Raw genomic sequence first — 22,966 nt, 5'->3', positions numbered from 1 at the left:
CGCGGTTGTTTTTACATCTTGCGCGCCATTGAAAATCCCGGGCCTTCGCTTATGACAGGCCCGACCCACCACCGTCCTCAAGCAGGGAAGAGATCATGACAGCAATCATCGACATCATCGGCCGAGAAATTCTGGACAGCCGCGGCAACCCGACCGTCGAGGTCGACGTCTATCTGGAAGACGGAAGCTTCGGCCGCGCGGCCGTGCCGTCGGGTGCCTCGACCGGTGCGCATGAAGCGGTCGAACTGCGCGATGGTGGAACGCGTTACCTCGGCAAGGGCGTCGAGCGCGCCGTCGACGCCGTCAACGGCGAGATCTTCGAGGCGATCGGTGGCCTCGATGCGGAAAACCAAATCCAGATCGACAAGACGATGATCGAGCTTGACGGCACGGCCAACAAGTCGCGCCTCGGTGCCAATGCCATCCTCGGCGTGTCGCTGGCCGTCGCCAAGGCTGCCGCCGAAGCTTCCGGCCTGCCGCTCTACCGTTACGTCGGCGGCCCGAACGCCCACGTGCTTCCGGTTCCGATGATGAACATCATCAACGGTGGTGCTCATGCCGACAACCCGATCGACTTCCAGGAGTTCATGATCGTTCCGGTCGGTGCCGATACGATGCGTGACGCGGTCCGCATGGGTTCGGAAGTGTTCCACACGCTGAAGAAGCAGCTTTCCGCCGACGGCCACAACACCAATGTCGGCGACGAAGGCGGCTTCGCGCCGGGTCTGGCGTCCGCTCCGGCAGCACTCGACTTCATCATGAAGTCGATCGAGAAGGCTGGCTACAAGCCGGGCGAAGACATGTTCATCGCACTCGATTGCGCCGCGACCGAATTCTTCAAGGACGGCAAGTACGTCCTCGAAGGCGAAGGCCGCACGCTTGAGCCGGGTGCAATGGCCGAATACCTGGCGGAACTTGCTGCCAAGTACCCGATCTTCTCGATCGAAGATGGTATGGCGGAAGACGATTGGGACGGCTGGAAGGCTGTGACTGACCTCATCGGCAACAAGTGCCAGCTCGTCGGCGACGACCTGTTCGTCACCAACTCCGCCCGCCTGCGCGATGGCATCAAGATGGGTGTTGCCAACTCGATCCTCGTTAAGGTCAACCAGATCGGCTCGCTGTCGGAAACACTTGACGCTGTCGAAACGGCACACAAGGCACGCTACACCGCCGTCATGTCCCACCGTTCGGGCGAGACCGAGGACGCGACGATCGCCGACCTCGCCGTTGCCACCAACTGCGGCCAGATCAAGACCGGCTCGCTGGCCCGGTCCGACCGGCTCGCAAAGTACAACCAGCTGATCCGCATCGAAGAGCAGCTCGGCCTGCAGGCCAACTACGCCGGCCGCTCGATCCTGCGTGGCTGATAGCCTCGATCGATCGCTGAAAAAATTGACCCGCTCACGGTTGCCGTGGGCGGGTTTTGCTTTATCCGGCCATTCATGGTCAACGGTCGGTTAATCAATGCCGGTTAGTCTCACCCTGTATTGCGTATCAGGGTGTGAACGGGATGTGGACAAGGCATCATAAGAAACGGAAACTGGGCCGACTGGTGCTGCCGCTGATCGCGGTCGCCTTTCTGTCTTATTTCGGCTATCATTCCATTCACGGCGGCTACGGCTTGAAGGCGACGGAGCAATTCGATCGCCAGATCGTTGAGCGGCAGGCACGGCTGGACGAGCTCACAAAGCGGCGAACGACCCTCGAAAAGGAGGTTCAGCTGATGAGCGACGGTTCGCTGGAGCGTGACATGCTGGATGAGAAGGCTCGCCTCGCGCTCAATATGTCGCGCAGCGATGAAATTGTTATTTTCCACCGCATGACGAATTAACCGAAATTCGGTTAATTGGCATTTCATATTTAAATTCAATAACTTGCGCGGAATGCGAGCCATGCAAATATGGCATTGCTGTGGCGCTTTTCTTTCCCTATGGTAACCCTCAAAGGCTAACCATTGGGAGGAATGAATGGCTCCGCGAAAAAACGCGTCCGTCTCCAGCCGTAAGACCGCAGCAAAGCCGGCCAAGAAGGACCTGAGCGGCGGTAATATCGCCGAATTCACCAAAGAAGACGAACTGAAAGCCTACCGCGAAATGCTGCTGATCCGGCGTTTCGAGGAAAAGGCCGGCCAGCTCTATGGCATGGGTTTCATCGGCGGCTTCTGTCATCTCTACATCGGCCAGGAAGCTGTCGTCGTCGGCATGCAGATGGCGCTGAAAGACGGTGACCAGGTCATCACCGCCTACCGTGACCACGGCCACATGCTGGCCTGCGGCATGAGCGCCCGCGGCGTCATGGCCGAACTCACGGGTCGTCGCAGCGGTCTTTCCAAGGGGAAGGGCGGCTCGATGCACATGTTCTCCAAGGAAAAGCATTTTTACGGCGGTCACGGCATCGTCGGTGCCCAGGTGTCGCTCGGCACCGGCCTTGCCTTTGCCAACCGCTATCGCGGCAACGACAATGTCAGCGTCGCCTATTTTGGGGATGGCGCGGCCAACCAGGGCCAGGTCTATGAAAGCTTCAACATGGCGCAGCTGTGGAAGCTTCCGGTGATCTACGTGATCGAGAACAACCGCTACGCCATGGGCACGTCGGTCACCCGCGCATCGGCGCAGACCGATTTTTCGAAGCGCGGTGTCTCCTTCGGCATCCCGGGCTTCCAGGTCGATGCCATGGATGTTCGTGCGGTCAAGGCGGCGGGCGACGAGGCTGTCGAGTATTGCCGTTCGGGCAAGGGCCCGATCATTCTCGAAATGCAGACCTATCGCTACCGCGGCCACTCCATGTCCGACCCGGCGAAGTACCGCTCGAAGGATGAAGTGCAGAAGATGCGGTCGGAACACGATCCGATCGAACAGGTGAAGGCACGTCTGACCGAAAAGGGATGGGCGAGCGAGGACGAGCTGAAGCAGATCGACAAGGACGTCCGCGACATCGTCGCCGACAGCGCCGATTTTGCCCAGGCTGATCCGGAGCCGGATGTATCCGAGCTCTACACCGATATCCTGCTTTGATCCGGGGAGGCTCAAATATGCCAGTAGAAATTCTCATGCCCGCCCTTTCCCCGACGATGGAGGAAGGCACGCTCTCGAAATGGCTGAAGAACGAAGGCGACAAGGTCTCCTCCGGCGACGTCATCGCCGAGATCGAGACTGACAAGGCCACCATGGAAGTGGAAGCCGTCGATGAAGGCACGATCGGCAAGCTGCTGATCGCCGCCGGCACCGAAGGCGTCAAGGTCAATACGCCGATCGCAGTCCTGCTGCAGGATGGCGAAGGCGCTGGCGATATCGCCGCACCGAAGGTGGATGCGCCCAAGGCTGCCACCGCCAGCGAAGCACCCGCAGCTTCGGCGCCGGCACCGGTTGCGGCCCAGCCGAAGGTCGAAGTTGCCGCCGATCCGGCAATCCCGGCCGGCACCGAAATGGTGACGATGACCGTGCGTGAAGCTCTGCGCGACGCCATGGCCGAGGAAATGCGCGCCAGCGACGACGTCTTCGTCATGGGCGAAGAAGTCGCCGAATACCAGGGCGCCTACAAGATCACGCAAGGCCTGCTTCAGGAATTCGGCGCCCGTCGTGTCATCGACACGCCGATCACCGAACACGGCTTTGCCGGCGTCGGCGTTGGCGCTGCCATGACCGGCCTGCGCCCGATCGTCGAGTTCATGACCTTCAACTTCGCCATGCAGGCGATTGACCAGATCATCAACTCCGCCGCCAAGACGCTCTACATGTCCGGCGGCCAGATGGGCGCGCCGATCGTGTTCCGTGGCCCGAGCGGTGCTGCGGCCCGCGTAGCGGCGCAGCACTCGCAGTGCTATGCCGCCTGGTACAGCCACATTCCAGGTCTCAAGGTTGTCATGCCCTATACGGCAGCTGATGCGAAGGGCCTGCTGAAGGCGGCCATCCGCGATCCGAACCCGGTCATCTTCCTCGAAAACGAAATCCTCTACGGTCAGTCCTTCGAAGTGCCGAAGCTCGACGATTTCGTGCTGCCGATCGGCAAGGCCCGTATCCACAAGGTCGGCAAGGACGCAACCATCGTTTCCTTCGGTATCGGCATGACCTATGCGATCAAGGCGGTCGCCGAACTGGAAGCGCAGGGCATCGACGTCGAGCTGATCGACCTTCGCACCATCCGTCCGATGGATCTGCCGACGGTGATCGAATCCGTCAGGAAGACCGGTCGTCTGGTGACAGTCGAAGAAGGCTATCCGCAGTCTTCCGTCGGTACCGAGATTGCGACCCGCGTCATGCAGCAGGCCTTCGACTATCTCGATGCCCCGATCCTGACGATCGCCGGCAAGGATGTGCCGATGCCTTACGCCGCGAACCTCGAGAAGCTCGCGCTTCCGAACGTCGCAGAGGTCGTCGATGCGGTGAAAGCCGTTTGCTACAAATAAGGGGAGGGCCCTTCGATGCCTATCAACATCACAATGCCTGCCCTCTCTCCGACGATGGAAGAAGGCAATCTGGCCAAGTGGCTGGTCAAGGAAGGCGATAAGGTCAAGTCCGGCGACGTGATCGCCGAGATCGAGACGGACAAGGCGACGATGGAAGTCGAGGCCGTCGATGAAGGCACCGTTGCCAAGATCGTCGTTCCCGCCGGCACCGAAGGCGTCAAGGTCAATGCGCTGATTGCGGTCCTTGCAGCCGACGGCGAAGATGTCGCCGCGGCCGCCAAGGGCGGCAACGGTGCAGCGGCACCGGTCGCGGCCGAAACGAAGGAAGCGCCCGCGCCGGCAGCGGCCAGCGCTCCGGCGCCCGCTGCAACTCAGCCGGTGGCGGCAGCGCCGCAGGCGGCCAAGACGGAATCCGGCAGTCGCGTGTTCTCGTCGCCGCTAGCGCGTCGTCTTGCCAAGGATGCCGGCATCGATCTCTCGGCGATCGCCGGCTCCGGCCCGCATGGCCGCGTGATCAAGAAGGACGTCGAGACTGCTGTTGCCGGTGGCGGCGCGAAGCCGGCCGCTGCACCAGCAGCAGGTGCTGCAGCTCCCGCTGCCGCGCCGCTTGCCAAGGGCATGTCGGAAGACGCCGTACTCAAACTGTTCGAGCCCGGCTCCTACGAGCTCGTGCCACATGACGGCATGCGCAAGACGATCGCCAAGCGGCTCGTCGAATCCAAGCAGACGATCCCGCACTTCTACGTCTCGCTCGATTGCGAACTGGATACGCTTCTGGCGCTCAGGGCCCAGCTCAATGCTGCCGCTCCGGAAAAGGACGGCAAGCCGGTCTACAAGCTCTCGGTCAACGACATGGTGATCAAGGCGCTGGCGCTGGCTCTGCGTGACGTTCCGGATGCCAACGTGTCCTGGACCGACAGCAACATGGTCAAGCACAAGCATGCCGACGTCGGCGTCGCCGTGTCCATCCCGGGCGGCCTGATCACGCCGATCGTTCGCCAGGCGGAGCTGAAGAGCCTGTCTGCCATCTCCAACGAGATGAAGGACCTCGGCAAGCGCGCCAAGGACCGCAAGCTGAAGCCCGAGGAATATCAGGGCGGCACGACGGCGGTCTCCAACATGGGCATGATGGGCGTCAAGGACTTCGCCGCCGTCGTCAACCCGCCGCACGCCACGATCCTTGCGGTCGGTGCGGGCGAGGAACGCGTCGTCGTCAAGAACAAGCAGATGGTCATCGCCACTGTGATGACGGTCACGCTTTCGACCGACCATCGTTGCGTCGATGGCGCGCTCGGCGCCGAACTGCTCGGAGCCTTCAAGCGCTACATCGAAAACCCGATGGGCATGCTGGTCTGATGTGGACAAGGACCGGCCCTCGGGCCGGTCCGTTCCTTGATCGCAACGCCGAAGGCGGGCCCGGACGATGAAAACACTTCTCTGCTACGGTGACAGTCTGACATGGGGCTATGACGCGTCCGGCCCGGGCCGTCATGCACTCGCAGACCGTTGGCCGAACGTGTTGCAGAAGGCGCTCGGGCCGGACGTTCATGTTGTTGCCGAAGGGTTGAATGGACGCACGACCGCCTATGACGATCACCTCGCCGATTGCGACCGCAACGGCGCGCGGATGCTGCCTACCGTCCTTCACAGTCATGCGCCGCTCGATCTGATGGTCATTCTGCTCGGCTCCAACGATATGAAGCCGATCATTCACGGCACGGCTTTCGGCGCGGTCAAGGGTATCGAGCGCCTGGTCAATCTCGTGCGTCGTCACGATTGGCCGGTCGAAACGGCGGAAGGCCCCGAAATCCTGATCGTTTCGCCGCCGCAGCTTTGCGAGACGGCAAACAGTGCGTTCGCGGCGATGTTCGCCGACGGCATCGAGCAGTCGGCGATGCTGGCGCCGCTCTACCGCGACCTTGCAGACGAACTCGATTGCGGGTTCTTCGATGCGGGATCGGTTGCAAGGACAACGCCGCTCGATGGCGTGCATCTGGACGCTGAAAACACCCACGCGATCGGCCGGGGCCTCGAGCCGGTCGTCCGGATGATGCTCGGTGTCTGAGATGACGGACGACGTCACCATCAGACCGGCGGAACGAAACGAGGCGGCAGAACTCGCCGTTCTCGTCGACATCGCCTCGCAAGGCTTTGCCGCCTGGCTCTGGTCTGGCGCGGTTCTTGGCGGGGCGACCGATACGGCTTTCGAGCGCGGGCGCAACAAGCTGCGCGAGGATGTCGGCCCTGGAAACTGGCGGGATGCGGTCGTTGCCGACCTCGATGATGAAATCGCGGGGGTATCGATCGGCTACGGTATCGACGCTTCGGTGGCGGAAATCGAAGCGAAGCATGCTGTGCTCGAACCCCTGCTGGCGCTGCAGCGGCCTGTGGTCGGCCACTGGTTCATCGATAGCCTCGGCGTTTACCGCCATCGGCGCGGCCGCGGCATCGGACGCAGACTGCTTGCACATGAAATTGCACGCGCCGGCTCGGCGCCGGTGAGCCTGATCACCGAAAGCCACAATGACAGGGCGCAGACACTCTACAGGGCAAACGGCTTCGAGGAGGCGGCTCGGACCGAGGCCGTGCCGCTCTTCGAAGGTAGCAGAAAACACGACTGGGTGCTCTTCACCCGCAAGGTCGCTTGAGACAAAGGCAGGAAACACATGGCTGAGAATTACGACGTCATCGTCATCGGTTCGGGTCCGGGAGGCTATATCGCCGCTATTCGTGCGGCGCAGTTGGGCCTCAAGACTGCGGTCGTCGAGCGCGAGCATTTGGCTGGCATCTGCTCCAACTGGGGCTGCATTCCGACCAAGGCGCTGCTTCGCTCGGCCGAAGTGCTGCACTATGCCCAGCATCCGGGCAGCTACGGCATCAAGATCGAAGGTGCGGTGACGCCCGATCTGAAGGCGATCGTTGCCCGCTCGCGCGGCATTGCCGAGCGCATGAACGGCGGCGTCGGCTTCCTCATGAAGAAGAACAAGGTTGACGTCATCTGGGGCGAGGCCAAGCTGACCAAGCCCGGCGAGATCGTCGTCGGCAAGACGACGAAGGCGATCGTTCAGCCGCAGGCGCCGCTGCCGAAGAACACCAAGGGCGAGGGCACCTATACTGCCAAGCACATCATCATCGCCACCGGCGCCCGCCCGCGGGCCCTGCCGGGCATCGAGCCCGATGGTAAGCTGGTCTGGACCTATTTCGAGGCGATGAAGCCGGAGGAAATGCCGAAGTCGCTGCTTGTCATGGGCTCGGGCGCGATCGGCATCGAATTCGCTTCGTTCTACCGCACCATGGGTGTCGACGTGACCGTGGTCGAGGTCATGCCGACCGTGATGCCGGTCGAAGACGCCGAGATCTCCGCCATCGCCAAGAAGCAGTTCGAAAAGCAGGGCATGAAGATCCACCTTGAGGCCAAGGTGACGAAGGTCGATAAGGGCGCGAACTCGGTCACCGCCCATGTCGAGATGAAGGACGGCAAGGTCGAAAAGATCACCGCCGACCGGATGATCTCCGCCGTCGGCGTTCAGGGCAATATCGAGAACCTTGGTCTCGAAACGCTTGGTATCAAGACCGACCGCAGCTGCATCATCATCGATGGCTACGGCAGGACCAATGTTCCCGGCGTCTACGCGATCGGCGACGTTGCCGGCCCGCCGATGCTCGCCCACAAGGCCGAGCACGAGGCCGTCATCTGCGTGGAGAAGATCGCAGGCTTGCCGAATGTCCACCCGATGGACAAGCTGAAGATCCCGGGCTGCACCTATTGCCACCCGCAGGTCGCCTCGGTCGGTCTCACCGAAGCCAAGGCAAAGGCCGAGGGCCGCGATATCCGCGTCGGTCGCTTTCCCTTCGTCGCCAACGGCAAGGCGATTGCCCTTGGCGAAGATCAGGGCATGGTCAAGACCATCTTTGACAAGAAGACCGGCGAGTTGCTGGGCGCGCACATGGTCGGCGCCGAGGTGACCGAACTCATCCAGGGTTTCGTCGTCGCGATGAACCTGGAGACGACAGAAGAAGACCTGATGCACACGATCTTCCCGCATCCGACGATTTCGGAGACGATGAAGGAAAGCGTGCTCGATGCCTATGGGCGTGCGCTGAACGCCTGATGGACCGGCCGTCGCCGGAACTTTTGGCGCGATCCCGCATTGATGACGCGACCTTGTCCTCAATGCACGGAGATCACCATGGCTGTAAACGGCGTCGGCATCCTGGCTGCGATCATCATCGGCGGTTTTGCCGGATGGCTTGCGGAGAAGTTCATGAACAGCGATGTCGGGCTGTTCATGAACATAGCGCTCGGCATCATCGGCGCGGTGGTGTCGAATATCATTCTGGCAGCCTTCGGCATGGCTTTTTCCGGCTGGCTTGCCTATCTGGTCTTCGGCTTTATCGGCGCCTGCCTGCTGATTGCCGTCGGCCGCGCTGTCAAACGATAGCCTGCGACGCTTCCTGCGTCAGCGATCGGGCTATCCAGAAAAAGGTGGCCTGACATTTCTCGTCGAGCCATCTATATAGATCGAAAAAGGGTCTGCCGGCACCAAGCCGCAGCCGCCGCGACGAGGAAGACAGTATGGTAACGGTATTCGATGCCGTCTCTGAAGGGGCGCAACGCGTCCGCCATCCGGAAAAGGCCCACAAGCCCGATACCGAAATGCTGCGCAAGCCGGAATGGATCCGCGTCAAGGCGCCGACCTCCAAGGGCTATCAGGAGACGCGCGAGCTGGTGCGTTCGCACAATCTCGTCACGGTCTGTGAAGAAGCCGGCTGCCCCAACATCGGCGAGTGCTGGGACAAGAAGCACGCCACCTTCATGATCATGGGCGAGATCTGTACCCGCGCCTGCGCTTTCTGCAATGTCTCGACCGGCAAGCCGAATGCGCTCGACATGGCCGAACCCGAGAACGTCGCCAAGGCCGTCAAGCAGATGGGCCTCTCCCACGTCGTCATTACCTCCGTCGACCGCGACGACCTGGCCGACGGTGGCGCCGAACATTTCGAGAAGGTGATCTGGGCGATCCGCGCCGCTTCGCCGCAGACCACCATCGAAATCCTGACGCCCGACTTCCTGAAGAAGCCTGGCGCACTGGAGCGCGTCGTCGCCGCCAAGCCTGATGTGTTCAACCACAACATGGAAACCGTACCGGGCAACTATCTCACCGTCCGTCCGGGCGCCCGATACTTCCACTCCATCCGCTTGCTTCAGCGCGTCAAGGAGCTCGATCCAACGATGTTCACCAAGTCCGGCATCATGGTCGGCCTCGGCGAAGAGCGCAACGAAGTGCTGCAGCTGATGGACGACCTGCGCACCGCCGACGTCGATTTCATGACCATCGGCCAATACCTGCAGCCGACCCGCAAGCACCACAAGGTCGAGAAGTTCGTCACCCCGGAGGAATTCAAGTCCTACGAGACGGTCGCCTATACCAAGGGCTTCCTCATGGTCGCCTCGAGCCCGCTGACCCGCTCGTCGCACCATGCCGGCGACGACTTCGCCCGCCTGCGGGCAGCGCGCGAAAAGAAGTTGGCGGCTGCTGCCGGGTAGAACCGAGGCACTTCGAAACAACAGGAACTCCGGCCCCAGTGCCGGAGTTTTCGTTTGACGGTTACTCATCTCGGGCGATGTGCATAATTTCCCGATTGCGCGCGAAACTTGCGAATTTTTGGCCGATCGCGTATCGGCTGTTCTCTCTTCCTTGATTGGAATGCTGATGGTTCGATATTTGTCGAACCAAGACGCCGCTTTTCTTTTGAAGAGCCTATGCCGGGTGCCGATCATCTGATCGATCGTCAGGTTTCGATCGTGACAACGATGATTTTCCAACCGACCCTAGACCGGGATTGTTTGGCGGAGTTTGTCGATGGATCAGCCAGTAGCGCCTGGGAACGTGAACGACGTCGACGATGCCGTTGCTGCCGGTCATATCCGCAATGCCAGGCGTATCCTCGTGGTCGGATGCTCCGGTGGTGGCAAGTCGACGCTTTCGCAGAAGCTGGCTCGGCATTTCGACCTTACCTACATCTCCATTGATCGCGATATTCTGTGGTTGCCTGGCTGGGTCCAACGCGATCGGGCCGAACAGCGCCGACGCATCGTCGAGAGGATCGCCGACGATCGCTGGATCATGGATGGCACCAATCCTTCGACCTTCGATGTCCGCGTGCCGAGAAGCGATATCGTGGTCTGGGTGCGGATGCCGCGGCTTCTCTGTGTCTGGGGCGTCGTCACCCGCTGGCTGAAATATCTCGGCCGCGCCCGCCCGGAAATGGCGCCGGGCTGCATCGAGAAGGTCGATTGGCAGTTCCTCGAATTCATCTGGACCTTCGAGGACAAATTCTCGCCGCGTATCGTCGCAGGCCTTGCCCAGCACGGCCCGCATGTGCCGGTTCTGCAGTTGAAATCGCGGCGCCAGATGCAGAGGCTCCTTGATCTTCTCGGCGTGCCCGCTTAACTCCCTTCTATGCCGCACTTTGAAACAAACCATGTCGTCAAGCACACGGCCGACCAGATGTTCGATCTCGTCGCTGATGTCGAACACTATCCGGAATTCCTGCCGCTCTGTGAGGCGCTGACCGTGCGCTCACGCAAGGAAAGGGATGGCAAAATCCTGCTGCTGGCTGACATGACCGTCGGCTACAAGGCGATCCGCGAGACCTTTACGACGCAGGTGCTGCTCAACAAGGCCGAGCGCCAGATCGAGGTCAAATATATCGACGGTCCGTTCAAATATCTCGACAATCGCTGGCGCTTCGAGCCAGCGGGTGAGGGGCAGTCGATCGTGCATTTCTACATCGACTATGAGTTCAAGAGCCGCATTCTCGGCGCCTTGATGGGCTCGATGTTCGACCGTGCCTTCCGCATGTTCTCCGACGCCTTCGAGAAGCGCGCCGACAAGATCTACGCCGTCTGAGCGACCTCGGTCAGCATCTCGAGCGCCGTTCGGATGGTTGCCAACCGCACGGCGTCGCGGCCGATATCGCCGTAGCGCATCTCGCGGTGGAGGGCTGCGCCGTTGCGGCCGGTTGCTGACAGATGGACCAGGCCAACAGGCTTTTCCATCGATCCGCCGCCCGGGCCGGCAATGCCGGTCACGGCAACGGCAAAGTCTGCCTCGGAGCGCGCAACCGCGCCGCGCGCCATTTCGATGGCGGTCTGCCTTGAAACTGCGCCGTGCGCTGCGAGCGTTGCCGGATCGACACCGAGCATCTGGATCTTGGCGTCGTTGGAGTAGGTGACGAAACCGCGGTCGACGACGGCGGATGATCCGGAAATTTCCGTCAGTGCCCCGGCAATCAGGCCTCCCGTGCAGGATTCGGCGGTTGCCACCTTGAGACCGCGCGCGGTGAAATCGGCAATGATTTTGCCGGCCGTCGCCTGAATGTCATTCGGCCACATCATGGGCTCCCCCTCCGGTGTAGACAACGGTTGCGGTCGCGATTGCGGCGATACCCTCGTCGCGGCCGATGAAACCGAGCCGCTCGTTCGTCGTCGCCTTGACCGAGCAGCGGTCAAGATCGATGCCGAGCATGTCGGCAAGGTTCTCCCGCATCGCCTGGCGATGCGGCCCGACTTTCGGGGCCTCGGCAATCAGCGAAATATCGGCATTGGTGATCGTGCCGCCGCGCTGACGCACAATGTTTGCCGCATGTTCGAGGAAGATGCGCGATGCGGCACCCTTCCACTGCGGGTCGGACGGCGGGAAGTGATCGCCGATATCACCGGCACCGCAGGTAGCAAGCAGCGCATCTGTGAGCGCGTGCAAGGCAACGTCGGCATCGGAATGGCCGGAGAGCTTCTTGGTGTGCGGAATAAGGACGCCACAAAGCGTAACGCCATCACCTTCGACCAGCTGGTGTACGTCATAGCCATTGCCGGTGCGAACGTCCGGAATCAGATGTCGCTTGAGTTTTTCGTCGGCCATGGCGATGTCCCTTTTCAGTGTGAGCTTGACGTTGTCGACCGTGCCTTCGACGAGGGTAACAGGGATCCCCGCCCATTCGGCGATTGACGCGTCGTCGGTGAAATCTGTGCGGCCGCTTGTCGCTGCGGCTCGGTGGGCGTCGAGGATGGTCTTGAGGTCGAAGGTCTGCGGTGTCTGTGCCGCATGAAGGTGATTGCGCGGAACGGTTTCGGTCACCATGCCGGCGGCATCGGCGCGCTTGAGCGTATCGGAAACGGCAAGCGCCGGCAGCACGGCACGCGCTCCCCTTGTCAGCGCATCGGCACAGCGCGACAGCAGGGCGTGGTCGGCAAAGGGGCGCACGGCGTCGTGAATCATCACGTTGCGTGAGCCGGTTGCCGCTACGGCTTCAAGGCCTGCGAGAACCGATTGCTGTCGCGTTGCGCCGCCGTGGACCACGATCAACTCGCGCGCCAGCGATCGCCTGCGTGCCGCTGCCAGCAGATCCTCGTCATCGGGGTGGATGACAACCACGATCGGGCCGGTCCCCGGCCATGTCGCGAAAGTGTCAAGCGTATGGGCGATAACGGGCTTGTCGCCGATGGTGCGGTACTGCTTCGGCCCTTCGGCCGACTGTCCCGCGCGCTCGCCGCGCCCTGCTGCAACAATCACGACGCCGCAGGAAAGCTGTTCTTCAGGCTGCATCTTCTGTATGTGGTCCCGGATTTCGCCAATCTTCGCCGTGATGTACCGCGAAGGTCCGTGCTTTGCCAGCCGAGCAGGGAAATTTGCCCGACGCATCGAAATCGCTTGGCAAGCCAAAGAACAATGTCTAAAAATAGTGCAAGAACAACATGTGCCTGAAAGATATGCATTTGCCAGCTCCGGCTCTGTCAACACCGCTTCGGATCGGGAATATCGAAATCCGCAACCGGGTGGCGCTCGCCCCGATGTCTGGCGTCACGGACCTGCCATTCCGCACCTTTGCCTGGCGCTTCGGCGCAGGGTTCGTCGTGACGGAAATGGTGGCGAGCCGCGAACTGGTCGGCAACGCGTCGGAATCCTGGGCCAGGCTGAAGAACTCCGGCATCAAGCCGCATATTGTTCAGCTTGCCGGACGTGAGGCCCATTGGATGGCCGAGGCGGCAAAAATCGCTGCCGCTAATGGCGCCGACGTCATCGATATCAACATGGGCTGCCCGGCAAAGAAGGTGACGGGTGGCTATTCCGGCTCGGCGCTGATGCGCGATCCTGACCATGCTCTGTCCCTGGTCGAGGCAACGGTCAACGCCGTGGATGTACCGGTCACGCTGAAGATGCGGCTTGGCTGGGACGAAAACTCGATCAATGCGCCGCTGATTGCAAGAAGGGCGCAGGAGGCCGGTGTCCAGGCGATTACCGTGCACGGCCGCACCCGGATGCAGTTCTACACCGGCAGGGCCGATTGGGATGCGATCCGCGCCGTGCGCGAGGTCATTTCCGTGCCGCTGGTTGCCAATGGCGACGTCGATACGGTGGCGGATGCCGAAGAGATCCTCAGGCGCTCCGGCGCCGACGCCGTCATGGCCGGGCGGTCTTCGCAGGGCCGTCCTTGGCATGTCGGCGTTCTCGCTGGCGCGTCAAGCCATCCCGACCAGGCTGAGATCGCCGACATTTTCGTGGAGCACTATGAGATGATGCTCGAATTTTACGGTGCCGACACGGGCCTGAGGCATGCACGCAAGCATGTCGGCTGGTATCTCGACCGTTTCGCACCTGATCTTGCCGGGGCAGAGAAGGGGGCGATCCTGACATCGACCGATGCCAGATCAGTCGCCGCGCGCGCATCCGATGCAATTCAAAGTTCGCTTGCGACCTTCTCTGGCGAAGGGATCGCCGCATGACCGAAAAACCCAATCCGGAAGCCTTGGCTGCTGCCAACGGGCTGTCGATGGCGGTGCTGAATGCCATTCAAAATCCGGTGATCCTTGTCGATGAGAACGGTCTCGTCGCCTTCGCCAACTGGGAAGCGGAGTCCTTTTTCGGTGCCAGCGCCAATCATCTGGCCCGGCACGATATCAGCGCCTTCATTCCGTTTGGCAGCCCACTTCTGACGTTGATCGAGCAGGTGCGCGAGCGCAGGGCCCCGGTCAACGAGTATCGCGTCGATCTCAGTTCGCCGCGGCTGGGCGCCGACAAGCTGGTTGATCTCTATGTGGCGCCAGTCATTTCGGAGCCCGGCTCCGTCGTGGTCGTCTTCCAGGAGCGGTCGATGGCCGACAAGATCGATCGCCAGCTGACACATCGGACGGCGGCGCGGTCGGTCACCGGCCTTGCCTCGATGTTGGCGCACGAGATCAAGAACCCGCTTTCCGGCATTCGAGGGGCCGCGCAATTGCTTGAGACTTCCGTCAACGACGAGGATCGGGCGCTGACGCGGTTGATCTGCGACGAGACCGACCGGATCGTCTCGCTGGTCGATCGGATGGAAGTGTTTTCCGACGAGAGACCCGTCGATCGCGTGCCGCTCAACATTCACTCGGTGCTCGATCATGTGAAGGCGATCGCCAAGGCGGGCTTTGCGCGCCGGATCAAGGTGACGGAGAATTACGATCCATCGCTTCCGTCGGTCTTTGCCAACCGCGACCAGCTCGTGCAGGTGTTTCTCAATCTCGTCAAGAACGCAGCGGAAGCGATCGGTGATCGCCACGAAGGCGAGATCATGCTGACGACCGCCTACAGGCCCGGTATCCGGCTTTCGGTCGCGGGCACCCGAGAAAAAATCTCGCTGCCGCTCGAATTCTGCGTGCATGACAATGGTCCCGGCGTTCCTTCTGACTTGCTGCCGCATCTGTTCGATCCGTTCATTACGACCAAGACCAATGGTTCGGGCCTCGGACTGGCGCTCGTCGCCAAAATCATCGGCGGCCATGGCGGCATCGTCGAATGCGACAGCCAGCAGAACCGCACGACTTTCCGCGTCCTGATGCCGGCCTCCAAGGGGCAGGCGGCGGACGAAGACGAACTGCCTATGACAAAAGGAAACATTGCATGACGGGTGCCACCATCCTCGTCGCGGATGACGACGCAGCCATTCGCACCGTGCTCAATCAGGCGCTGAGCCGCGCCGGCTACGATGTCCGGATCACGTCGAATGCGGCCACGCTCTGGCGCTGGATTTCCGCCGGCGATGGTGATCTTGTCGTCACCGACGTTGTCATGCCCGACGAGAATGCATTCGATCTGCTGCCGCGCATCAAGAAGGCGCGTCCCGATCTGCCGGTTCTTGTCATGAGCGCGCAGAACACGTTCATGACGGCGATCAAGGCCTCCGAAAAAGGCGCCTATGATTATCTGCCGAAGCCCTTTGACCTGACCGAGCTGATCGGCATCATCGGTCGGGCGCTGGCCGAACCGAAGCGCCGCCCGTCCAAGGTCGACGACGATTCGCAGGATGGCATGCCGCTCGTCGGTCGCTCGGCAGCGATGCAGGAAATCTACCGGGTTCTCGCCCGCCTGATGCAGACCGATCTGACGCTGATGATCACCGGCGAATCCGGCACGGGCAAGGAACTGGTGGCACGCGCACTGCATGACTACGGCAAGCGCCGCAACGGCCCCTTCGTTGCGATCAATATGGCGGCAATCCCGCGCGATCTGATCGAATCGGAATTGTTCGGTCACGAAAAGGGCGCCTTCACCGGCGCCCAGACGCGTTCGACCGGTCGTTTCGAGCAGGCCGAAGGCGGCACGCTGTTCCTCGACGAAATCGGTGACATGCCGATGGACGCACAGACGCGGTTGCTGCGTGTGCTGCAACAGGGCGAGTACACGACGGTTGGCGGTCGCACGCCGATCCGCTCCGATGTGCGCATCGTCGCGGCAACCAACAAGGACCTGAAGCAGTCGATCAACCAAGGTCTCTTCCGCGAGGACCTGTACTATCGGTTGAATGTGGTGCCGCTGCGCCTGCCGCCGCTGCGCGACCGCGCGGAAGACATTCCCGATCTTGTGCGCCACTTCGTGCAGCAGGCCGAGAAGGAAGGTCTGGACGTCAAGCGTTTCGATCAGGAAGCGCTCGAACTGATGAAGGCGCATCCGTGGCCGGGCAACGTGCGCGAGCTCGAAAACCTCGTGCGCCGACTGACTGCGCTTTACCCGCAGGACGTCATCACGCGGGAAATCATCGAAAACGAGTTGCGCTCGGAGATCCCCGACAGTCCGATTGGAAAAACACAGGCGCGCAGCGGTTCCCTTTCGATCTCGCAGGCGGTCGAGGAGAACATGCGGCAATATTTCGCCGGCTTCGGTGACGCGCTTCCACCGAGCGGTCTTTACGAGCGTGTGCTTGCCGAGATGGAGTATCCGCTGATTCTTGCGGCTTTGACGGCGACGCGCGGAAACCAGATCAAGGCGGCCGATCTGCTCGGGCTCAACCGCAACACGCTGCGCAAGAAGATCCGCGAACTCGGCGTGTCAGTCTATCGCAGTTCACGCACGGCTTGACTTGGTCACAGCCACCGTTGCATTTTCGCCACAATACGTTGCTTGAACGTGTTATGACCGCCGAGTCGAGCGGTGTTGCGCTGCTTTGCCTGGCCGTTGGAGCTGTGGCTCATGCGCAACAGCCCCGATTGACGGTCCGGTCAATACCTTGACCCGGAATGTGAGTGAGAATTGCCGGTGCCCACGGGCGTCGGTTGGGGGAATGTCTTTATATGGTGGACGCAATGGCCTTGCCGCTGGGGACAGATGACGGAGTCGCGGCGCAGGACCGCCGCGCGTCCTTTGCCCTGCCGGGCCTCATGCTGGCGATCGGTGCCCTGGTCTGCGCAACCCTGTCGCTGCTCGTTTTGCTTGGGCTGACGCCGATCAGACTGGAGCGCAACGTCTTCATCGCCTGCGCGGCGATCAACGGCCTGTTCGTGATCGGCCTGATCTACCTCATCGTTCGCGAGATCCTCAGATTGCTTCGCGCGCGTCGCAAGGGCCGCGCTGCCGCACGGCTTCACGTGCGCATCGTCGCGCTGTTTTCGATCGTCGCCATCACGCCTGCCATTCTGGTCGCGATCTTCGCCAGCATAACGCTGGATGTCGGCCTTGACCGCTGGTTCTCGCTGCGGACGCAAGCGATCGTTCGCTCGTCGATCAGCGTCGCCCAAGCCTATGTGCTGGAAAATGCCAGCTATCTGCAGGGCCAGACCGTGTCGATGGCGAACGATCTGGAGCGCAATCGGCAACTCTACAGCCTCGACCGAACCGGCTTTACCGAGCTGGTGACGCGCCAGGCGAGGGGCCGCGGCATGCTTGGCGCCTTCCTCGTCCGTGCCGATGGTAGCGCCATTCTCCAGGCCAATATCTCGACGGAGAAGCCCTTGCCGGCCATCCCGCCGGACGCGCTGAAAAGCTCGGTTTCCGGCCAGCCGACATTGATACCACCAGGGATTACCAACCTGGTGGGGGCGGTGATCCCGCTTGACGACATTCCCGGCACCTATCTCTACACCGTTCGTAACGTCGATCCGGAAGTGATGCGTTCGCTGCGGCTGATGGAAGAAAACACCGCCGAATATAAGACCCTAGAGGCGGGCCGCGCCTTCACGCAGATCGCCTTCGGCGTTCTCTACATCGGCTTTGCGCTGATCGTGCTGCTGGCGGCGATCTGGACGGCAATCGCGGTTGCCGACCGTATCGTTCGGCCGATCCGGCAACTGATCGGCGCCGCCGACAGCGTTGCCTCGGGCAATCTCGACGTCGTGGTGCCGGTGCGTGCCGTCGACGGCGACGTCGGCAATCTTTCGCGCACGTTCAACAAGATGGTCTCCGAAATCCGCACCCAGCAGGAGCAGATTCTGGAGGCCAAGGATGAGGTCGATCATCGGCGGCGGTTCATCGAGGCCGTGCTTTCAGGCGTGACGGCAGCTGTCATCGGCGTCGGCCGCGATCGGCAGATCACCATTGCCAACTCTTCTTCAGAAGAGTTTCTGAAAAAGACAGCGCCGGATCTGCTCGGTGCCGATCTGCGCGCGGTTGCGCCTGAGATCGAGGAAGTGCTGGTCGAAGCTGAAAGCCGGTACCGCAACAACTTCCGCAAGCAGATCAACATCATGCGCGGCGGAACCGAGCGCACGCTGAACGTCCAGGTGACGCGTGAAGAGGGCGGCGAGGCAAACGAATCCTACGTCATCACCATCGACGACATCACAGATCTCGTAATCGCACAGCGCTCGACCGCCTGGGCCGATGTCGCGCGCCGCATCGCACATGAAATCAAGAACCCGCTGACGCCGATCCAGCTTTCTGCCGAACGTCTGAAGCGTCGCTACGGCAAGCAGATCGACCAGGAAGACAGGGTCGTCTTCGATCAATGCACCGACACGATTGTCAGGCAGGTCGAGGATATCGGCCGAATGGTCGACGAGTTTTCTGCCTTTGCCCGCATGCCGAAGCCGACGAAGGAGAAGGTGGATCTGCGCGCCATCCTGAAGGACGCGGTCTTCCTGCGCGAAATGGGCAACAACCACATCAGCTTCATTCGCGATTTTGGCAACGAGCCGCTTGAGGGCATGTTCGATGGCCGCATGCTCGGCCAGGCTTTCGGCAATATCGTCAAGAATGCCGTGGAGTCGATCGAAGCGGTGCCGACGGACGCTGTCCGTGGCGAGCCGAAAGTGCACGTACGGAGCCAACGGGACGGAACCAGCGGCCGGTTTGTCGTCGATGTCATCGACAATGGCAAAGGCCTGCCGACCGAGAACCGGCATAGAATTTTAGAACCGTATATGACGATGCGCGAGAAGGGCACGGGCCTTGGCCTCGCCATCGTCAAGAAGATCATTGAGGACCATGGCGGACAACTGGAATTGCACGACGCACCGGCCGATTTCGATGGCGGCGTCGGAGCAATGATCCGCGTGATCCTGCCGCCCGCCGGAGAAGCCGGGGGCGAAGACACTTTGAAGGGTAAGGGTACGAGCGATGGCCGCTGACATTCTGGTTGTGGACGATGAGGAAGACATTCGCGAGATCGTATCCGGCATCTTGTCCGACGAGGGGCACGAGACCCGAACGGCTTTCGACAGCGACAGTGCGCTCGCAGCGATCAGCGACCGCGTGCCGCGGCTCGTCTTTCTCGATATCTGGATGCAGGGCAGCCGCCTCGACGGCCTCGCTTTGCTCGACGAGATCAAGGGACGCCATCCCGATTTGCCTGTTGTCATGATCTCGGGTCACGGCAACATCGAGACGGCCGTCAACGCCATCAAGCGCGGCGCCTATGATTTCATCGAGAAGCCGTTCAAGGCCGACCGTCTGATCCTGATCGCCGAGCGCGCGCTCGAGAACTCCAAGCTGAAGCGCGAAGTCTCGGAGCTGAAGAAGAAGTCGGGCGACCCGGTCGAGCTGATCGGTACCTCCGTTGCCGTTTCGCAACTCCGGCAGACCGTCGAAAAGGTCGCGCCGACCAACAGCCGCATCATGATCCAGGGACCGTCCGGCTCCGGCAAGGAGCTGGTGGCGCGCATGATCCACCGCAAGTCGACACGCTCGACCGGGCCGTTCGTGGCGTTGAACGCTGCGGCGATCACACCCGACAGGATGGAGATCGCGCTTTTCGGAACCGAGGGAACGCCGGGGCAGCCGCGCAGAACGGGTGCGCTCGAAGAGGCACATGGCGGCATCCTCTATCTCGACGAGGTCGGCGAAATGCCGCGTGAAACGCAAAACAAGATCCTGCGTGTTCTCGTCGATCAGCAGTTCGAACGGGTCGGCGGCACCAAGCGCGTCAAGGTCGATGTCCGCATCATCTCCTCGACAGCCTACAACCTCGAAAATATGATCTCCGAAGGTCTTTTCCGCGAAGATCTCTTCCACCGGCTCGCGGTCATCCCCGTGCGGGTGCCGGCGCTGGCCGAGCGCCGTGAGGACATTCCGTTTCTCGTCGATATGTTCATGCGCCAGGTCAGCGAGCAGGCGGGCATTCGCCCGCGCAAGATCGGCGACGATGCGCTTGCCGTGCTGCAGGCCCACGACTGGCCGGGCAACATTCGCCAGCTGCGCAACAATATCGAGCGCCTGATGATCCTTGCCCGCAGCGACGGTCCTGACACGCCGATCTCGGCCGACATGCTGCCGACCGAGGTTGGCGATACCTTGCCGAAGATCTCCGCGCAGGGCGACCAGCACATCATGACGCTGCCGCTGCGCGAGGCTCGCGAAATGTTCGAGCGCGATTATCTGATCGCTCAGATCAACCGATTCGGCGGCAATATTTCCCGCACCGCCGAATTCGTTGGAATGGAGCGGTCGGCGCTTCATCGCAAGCTAAAGTCGCTGGGCGTTTGAGCGGTAAACTTCTTCCGGCTGGTGGCCGCCTGTTCCTGGGTGAAACAACGACATGAAGGTGATCATTTGTGGTGCGGGGCAGGTCGGCTACGGCATCGCCGAACGGCTTGCTCAGGAAGACAATGACGTCTCGGTGATCGACACCTCGGCGGCGTTGATTGCCAACATTACCGAAAGCCTCGATGTGCGCGGCTATGTTGGACACGGCGCCCATCCGGATGTGCTGGCAAAAGCCGGTGCCGACCAGGCCGACATGCTGATTGCGGTCACGCTGTTCGACGAAGTCAACATCGTCGCCTGCGAAGTGGCGCATGCGATCTTCAGCGTGCCGACCAAGGTCGCCCGTATCAGAGCGCAGAATTATCTGGCGCCGGAATACGCCAACCTGTTCTCCCGCGAGAACGTCCCGATCGATGTGACCATTTCGCCCGAGGTCGAAGTCGGGCGATTGGTGCTTCGGCGCATTTCGTTCCCCGGCGCTACGGATGTTGTGCGCTTTGCCGACGACCGTATTGCCATGGTGGCGATCGAGTGCATGGAAGACTGCCCGGTCGTCGACACGCCGCTGCAGCAGCTGAGCGAGCTGTTTCCCGATCTGCAGGCAACCGTGACCGGCATCTTCCGCAACGGCAAGCTGATCGTGCCGCATTCGACGGATCAATTGCAGACCGGCGACCTTGCCTATGTTGTCTGCGACCGGGATCATGCGCGCCGGACACTGTCTCTGTTCGGCCACGAAGAACAGGAAGCGCGTCGTATCGTCATCCTCGGCGGCGGCAATATCGGCTATTTCGTCGCCAAGGCGATCGAGGAAAACCAGCCGAGAACCCGCGTCAAGCTGATCGAAAGCGACCGCGACCGAGCCGTGATGATGGCTGACAAGCTCAGCAACACGGTCGTCCTCAACGGTTCGGCGATGGATCAGCGCATCCTGATGCAGGCCGACGTGCAGGACGCAGACCTGGTCGTGGCGCTGACCAACAACGACCAGATCAATATCCTCGGCAGCATGATGGCAAAACGCCTCGGTGCCAAATCGACACTCGTCCTGATCAACGAGCCGTCCTACCAGGACTTCGCGGGAACCGCCGGCGTTGATGCCTATATCAACCCGCGTGCGGTCACGATCTCGCGCGTTCTCCAGCATGTGCGCAAGGGGCGCATCCGCTCGGTCTATGCCGTCCAGAAGGGGATGGCGGAAGTGATCGAAGCAGAAGCGCTGGAGACGTCGCCGCTGGTCGGCAAGGCGCTACGCGAGCTGGATCTGCCCGACGGCATCCGCATCGGCGCCCTCTACCGGGACCAGACATTCATTCGCCCGCACGGTGACACCAAGATCAAGGCCAAGGACCGCGTGGTGCTCTTTGCGTCTGCCGATTCGGTGCGCCATGTCGAGCAGCTTTTCCGCGTCAGCATCCAGTTCTTCTGAGGTCAAACAAAAGCCATGCCGAGAATTGCCTATGTCAACGGCGCCTACGTGCCGCACGCCGATGCTGCCATCCACATCGAAGACCGCGGCTACCAGTTCGCCGACGGGGTCTACGAAGTCTGCGAGATCCGTCATGGCTTCATCGTCGATCTGACCCGGCATCTCGACCGCCTCAGCAGATCCTTAAGCGAACTTCGCATCGATTGGCCGATGAGCCGAGCCGCGCTGATCCACGTTATCCGCGAGGTGCTGCGCCGCAACCGGGTGCGAAACGGCCTGTTCTACATGCAGGTGACGCGTGGTACCGCGCGCCGCGATCACGTGTTTCCGGCAAAGGGTACTGTGCCGACCATCGTGGTGACGGCGAAACGCACCGATGCCGCAGTGATCGCCAGGAAAAATGCCGAAGGCATCTCCGCGATCACGGTTCCGGAGAACCGCTGGGATCGCGTCGACATCAAGTCGGTCGGCTTGTTGCCGAACGTGCTTGCCCGCCAGAGGGCCAAGGAGGAGGGCGCCCACGAGGCGATCTTCGTCGACCCCGATGGTACGGTGAAAGAGGGCGCCGCCACCAACGTCTGGATCGTCGATCGCGACGGCGTGCTGCGCACGCGCCCGGCCGATCACGGTATCCTGAGAGGCATCACCCGCACGACCCTGATGGACGTCGCAGCACCTCTTGGCATCAGGATCGAGGAAAGAGCATTCACCGTCGACGACATGCTCGCAGCCCGCGAAGTCTTCATCACTGCCGCCACGAGCATCTGTTTTCCGGTCGTTTCCATCGACGGCAAACCGATCGGCAACGGTCATCCGGGAAGCATAGCACAGAATATTCGTGAAGCCTTTTTCGGCGTTGCGGAAAAGACATTGATTTGATACCAAACTGACAGAGGTGTCGGG

At 61.5% G+C, this 22,966-nt stretch carries 21 protein-coding genes; 19 read left to right on the top strand and 2 right to left on the bottom strand.

Annotated features, from left to right (window positions below; translation table 11 throughout):
- The first annotated feature begins 95 nt into the window (after window positions 1-95).
- From eno to ASD52_RS22195, 12 genes are all read left to right on the top strand, one after another.
- On the top strand, window positions 96-1,370 hold the full coding sequence (eno, locus tag ASD52_RS22250; protein ID WP_025426763.1) for a phosphopyruvate hydratase: 1,275 nt from the start codon (window positions 96-98) through the stop codon (window positions 1,368-1,370).
- 143 nt (window positions 1,371-1,513) lie between these two features.
- Window positions 1,514-1,834, top strand: a complete 321-nt coding sequence (locus tag ASD52_RS22245; RefSeq protein WP_025426764.1) for a septum formation initiator family protein — start codon at window positions 1,514-1,516, stop codon at window positions 1,832-1,834.
- A gap of 136 nt (window positions 1,835-1,970) precedes the next feature.
- Window positions 1,971-3,017 (top strand): pyruvate dehydrogenase (acetyl-transferring) E1 component subunit alpha, encoded by a 1,047-nt coding sequence (gene pdhA, locus ASD52_RS22240; RefSeq protein WP_025426765.1) that lies wholly within the window; start codon window positions 1,971-1,973, stop codon window positions 3,015-3,017.
- 17 nt (window positions 3,018-3,034) lie between these two features.
- Complete coding sequence (locus ASD52_RS22235; RefSeq protein WP_025426766.1) at window positions 3,035-4,408, top strand: pyruvate dehydrogenase complex E1 component subunit beta; 1,374 nt, start codon at window positions 3,035-3,037, stop codon at window positions 4,406-4,408.
- 15 nt (window positions 4,409-4,423) lie between these two features.
- Window positions 4,424-5,764, top strand: a complete 1,341-nt coding sequence (locus tag ASD52_RS22230) for a pyruvate dehydrogenase complex dihydrolipoamide acetyltransferase (protein WP_025426767.1) — start codon at window positions 4,424-4,426, stop codon at window positions 5,762-5,764.
- Between the two features lie 67 nt (window positions 5,765-5,831).
- Window positions 5,832-6,473, top strand: coding sequence for an SGNH/GDSL hydrolase family protein (locus ASD52_RS22225; protein ID WP_025426768.1), 642 nt, complete (start codon window positions 5,832-5,834; stop codon window positions 6,471-6,473).
- 1 nt (window position 6,474) lies between these two features.
- Window positions 6,475-7,056 carry a GNAT family N-acetyltransferase gene (locus ASD52_RS22220; RefSeq protein ID WP_057214216.1) on the top strand — a complete coding sequence of 194 codons (582 nt, stop codon included), beginning with the start codon at window positions 6,475-6,477 and terminating at the stop codon, window positions 7,054-7,056.
- Window positions 7,057-7,074: 18 nt separating this feature from the next.
- Window positions 7,075-8,520, top strand: a complete 1,446-nt coding sequence (lpdA, locus tag ASD52_RS22215; RefSeq protein WP_057214212.1) for a dihydrolipoyl dehydrogenase — start codon at window positions 7,075-7,077, stop codon at window positions 8,518-8,520.
- Between the two features lie 78 nt (window positions 8,521-8,598).
- A complete protein-coding gene (locus ASD52_RS22210) occupies window positions 8,599-8,850 on the top strand; it encodes a GlsB/YeaQ/YmgE family stress response membrane protein (RefSeq protein WP_025426771.1) in 252 nt (83 codons plus the stop codon).
- Window positions 8,851-8,984: 134 nt separating this feature from the next.
- Complete coding sequence (gene lipA / locus ASD52_RS22205) at window positions 8,985-9,956, top strand: lipoyl synthase (RefSeq protein WP_025426772.1); 972 nt, start codon at window positions 8,985-8,987, stop codon at window positions 9,954-9,956.
- Between the two features lie 316 nt (window positions 9,957-10,272).
- Window positions 10,273-10,863 carry an ATPase AAA gene (locus tag ASD52_RS22200; protein ID WP_025426773.1) on the top strand — a complete coding sequence of 197 codons (591 nt, stop codon included), beginning with the start codon at window positions 10,273-10,275 and terminating at the stop codon, window positions 10,861-10,863.
- A 9-nt stretch (window positions 10,864-10,872) separates the two neighbouring features.
- Window positions 10,873-11,322, top strand: coding sequence for a type II toxin-antitoxin system RatA family toxin (locus ASD52_RS22195; RefSeq protein WP_025426774.1), 450 nt, complete (start codon window positions 10,873-10,875; stop codon window positions 11,320-11,322).
- Here the strand turns inward: ASD52_RS22195 and ASD52_RS22190 are convergent.
- Both ASD52_RS22190 and ASD52_RS22185 read right to left on the bottom strand, forming a co-directional pair.
- Window positions 11,310-11,807, bottom strand: a complete 498-nt coding sequence (locus ASD52_RS22190) for a CinA family protein (protein ID WP_025426775.1) — start codon at window positions 11,805-11,807, stop codon at window positions 11,310-11,312. The two genes, ASD52_RS22195 and ASD52_RS22190, sit on opposite strands and share 13 nt — an antisense overlap.
- Window positions 11,794-13,017: a bifunctional 2-C-methyl-D-erythritol 4-phosphate cytidylyltransferase/2-C-methyl-D-erythritol 2,4-cyclodiphosphate synthase gene (locus tag ASD52_RS22185; RefSeq protein ID WP_107027692.1), complete on the bottom strand. Its 1,224-nt coding sequence runs from the start codon at window positions 13,015-13,017 to the stop codon at window positions 11,794-11,796. Before ASD52_RS22185 ends, ASD52_RS22190 begins: the two co-directional genes overlap by 14 nt.
- Before the next feature lie 149 nt (window positions 13,018-13,166).
- Here ASD52_RS22185 and dusB point away from each other — a divergent pair, with 149 nt between their 5' ends.
- The 7 genes from dusB to ASD52_RS22150 all read left to right on the top strand — a co-directional run bounded on the left by dusB (window position 13,167) and on the right by ASD52_RS22150 (window position 22,942).
- Window positions 13,167-14,195 carry a tRNA dihydrouridine synthase DusB gene (dusB, locus tag ASD52_RS22180; RefSeq protein WP_025426777.1) on the top strand — a complete coding sequence of 343 codons (1,029 nt, stop codon included), beginning with the start codon at window positions 13,167-13,169 and terminating at the stop codon, window positions 14,193-14,195.
- On the top strand, window positions 14,192-15,346 hold the full coding sequence (locus ASD52_RS22175; RefSeq protein WP_025426778.1) for a nitrogen regulation protein NR(II): 1,155 nt from the start codon (window positions 14,192-14,194) through the stop codon (window positions 15,344-15,346). Before dusB ends, ASD52_RS22175 begins: the two co-directional genes overlap by 4 nt.
- The gene (ntrC, locus tag ASD52_RS22170; protein ID WP_025426779.1) at window positions 15,343-16,797 is read left to right on the top strand and encodes a nitrogen regulation protein NR(I); all 1,455 of its coding nucleotides are present in this window, start codon (window positions 15,343-15,345) and stop codon (window positions 16,795-16,797) included. Before ASD52_RS22175 ends, ntrC begins: the two co-directional genes overlap by 4 nt.
- A gap of 212 nt (window positions 16,798-17,009) precedes the next feature.
- Window positions 17,010-19,280 carry a PAS domain-containing sensor histidine kinase gene (locus tag ASD52_RS22165; RefSeq protein WP_025426780.1) on the top strand — a complete coding sequence of 757 codons (2,271 nt, stop codon included), beginning with the start codon at window positions 17,010-17,012 and terminating at the stop codon, window positions 19,278-19,280.
- Window positions 19,270-20,634: a two-component system response regulator NtrX gene (gene ntrX, locus ASD52_RS22160; protein ID WP_025426781.1), complete on the top strand. Its 1,365-nt coding sequence runs from the start codon at window positions 19,270-19,272 to the stop codon at window positions 20,632-20,634. Before ASD52_RS22165 ends, ntrX begins: the two co-directional genes overlap by 11 nt.
- 52 nt (window positions 20,635-20,686) lie before the next feature.
- Entirely contained in the window at window positions 20,687-22,063 is a 1,377-nt protein-coding gene (gene trkA, locus ASD52_RS22155; protein ID WP_025426782.1) for a Trk system potassium transporter TrkA, read from the top strand.
- A gap of 15 nt (window positions 22,064-22,078) precedes the next feature.
- Entirely contained in the window at window positions 22,079-22,942 is an 864-nt protein-coding gene (locus ASD52_RS22150; RefSeq protein ID WP_025426783.1) for a D-amino-acid transaminase, read from the top strand.
- Window positions 22,943-22,966: the final 24 nt, after the last annotated feature.

The organism is Ensifer sp. Root142 (assembly GCF_001426785.1).
GTDB classification, from domain to species: domain Bacteria; phylum Pseudomonadota; class Alphaproteobacteria; order Rhizobiales; family Rhizobiaceae; genus Ensifer; species Ensifer canadensis.
The sequence above is the reverse complement of the archived record's forward strand: the minus strand, read 5'-3'. Positions and strand labels throughout refer to the sequence as shown.

Coding starts and splice junctions, on each gene's coding strand:
- eno (WP_025426763.1), top strand. CDS start 96: ATGACAGCAATCATCGACATCATCGGCCGAGAAATTCTGGACAGCCGC.
- ASD52_RS22245 (WP_025426764.1), top strand. CDS start 1,514: ATGTGGACAAGGCATCATAAGAAACGGAAACTGGGCCGACTGGTGCTG.
- pdhA (WP_025426765.1), top strand. CDS start 1,971: ATGGCTCCGCGAAAAAACGCGTCCGTCTCCAGCCGTAAGACCGCAGCA.
- ASD52_RS22235 (WP_025426766.1), top strand. CDS start 3,035: ATGCCAGTAGAAATTCTCATGCCCGCCCTTTCCCCGACGATGGAGGAA.
- ASD52_RS22230 (WP_025426767.1), top strand. CDS start 4,424: ATGCCTATCAACATCACAATGCCTGCCCTCTCTCCGACGATGGAAGAA.
- ASD52_RS22225 (WP_025426768.1), top strand. CDS start 5,832: ATGAAAACACTTCTCTGCTACGGTGACAGTCTGACATGGGGCTATGAC.
- ASD52_RS22220 (WP_057214216.1), top strand. CDS start 6,475: ATGACGGACGACGTCACCATCAGACCGGCGGAACGAAACGAGGCGGCA.
- lpdA (WP_057214212.1), top strand. CDS start 7,075: ATGGCTGAGAATTACGACGTCATCGTCATCGGTTCGGGTCCGGGAGGC.
- ASD52_RS22210 (WP_025426771.1), top strand. CDS start 8,599: ATGGCTGTAAACGGCGTCGGCATCCTGGCTGCGATCATCATCGGCGGT.
- lipA (WP_025426772.1), top strand. CDS start 8,985: ATGGTAACGGTATTCGATGCCGTCTCTGAAGGGGCGCAACGCGTCCGC.
- ASD52_RS22200 (WP_025426773.1), top strand. CDS start 10,273: ATGGATCAGCCAGTAGCGCCTGGGAACGTGAACGACGTCGACGATGCC.
- ASD52_RS22195 (WP_025426774.1), top strand. CDS start 10,873: ATGCCGCACTTTGAAACAAACCATGTCGTCAAGCACACGGCCGACCAG.
- ASD52_RS22190 (WP_025426775.1), bottom strand. CDS start 11,807: ATGTGGCCGAATGACATTCAGGCGACGGCCGGCAAAATCATTGCCGAT.
- ASD52_RS22185 (WP_107027692.1), bottom strand. CDS start 13,017: ATGCAGCCTGAAGAACAGCTTTCCTGCGGCGTCGTGATTGTTGCAGCA.
- dusB (WP_025426777.1), top strand. CDS start 13,167: ATGTGCCTGAAAGATATGCATTTGCCAGCTCCGGCTCTGTCAACACCG.
- ASD52_RS22175 (WP_025426778.1), top strand. CDS start 14,192: ATGACCGAAAAACCCAATCCGGAAGCCTTGGCTGCTGCCAACGGGCTG.
- ntrC (WP_025426779.1), top strand. CDS start 15,343: ATGACGGGTGCCACCATCCTCGTCGCGGATGACGACGCAGCCATTCGC.
- ASD52_RS22165 (WP_025426780.1), top strand. CDS start 17,010: ATGGTGGACGCAATGGCCTTGCCGCTGGGGACAGATGACGGAGTCGCG.
- ntrX (WP_025426781.1), top strand. CDS start 19,270: ATGGCCGCTGACATTCTGGTTGTGGACGATGAGGAAGACATTCGCGAG.
- trkA (WP_025426782.1), top strand. CDS start 20,687: ATGAAGGTGATCATTTGTGGTGCGGGGCAGGTCGGCTACGGCATCGCC.
- ASD52_RS22150 (WP_025426783.1), top strand. CDS start 22,079: ATGCCGAGAATTGCCTATGTCAACGGCGCCTACGTGCCGCACGCCGAT.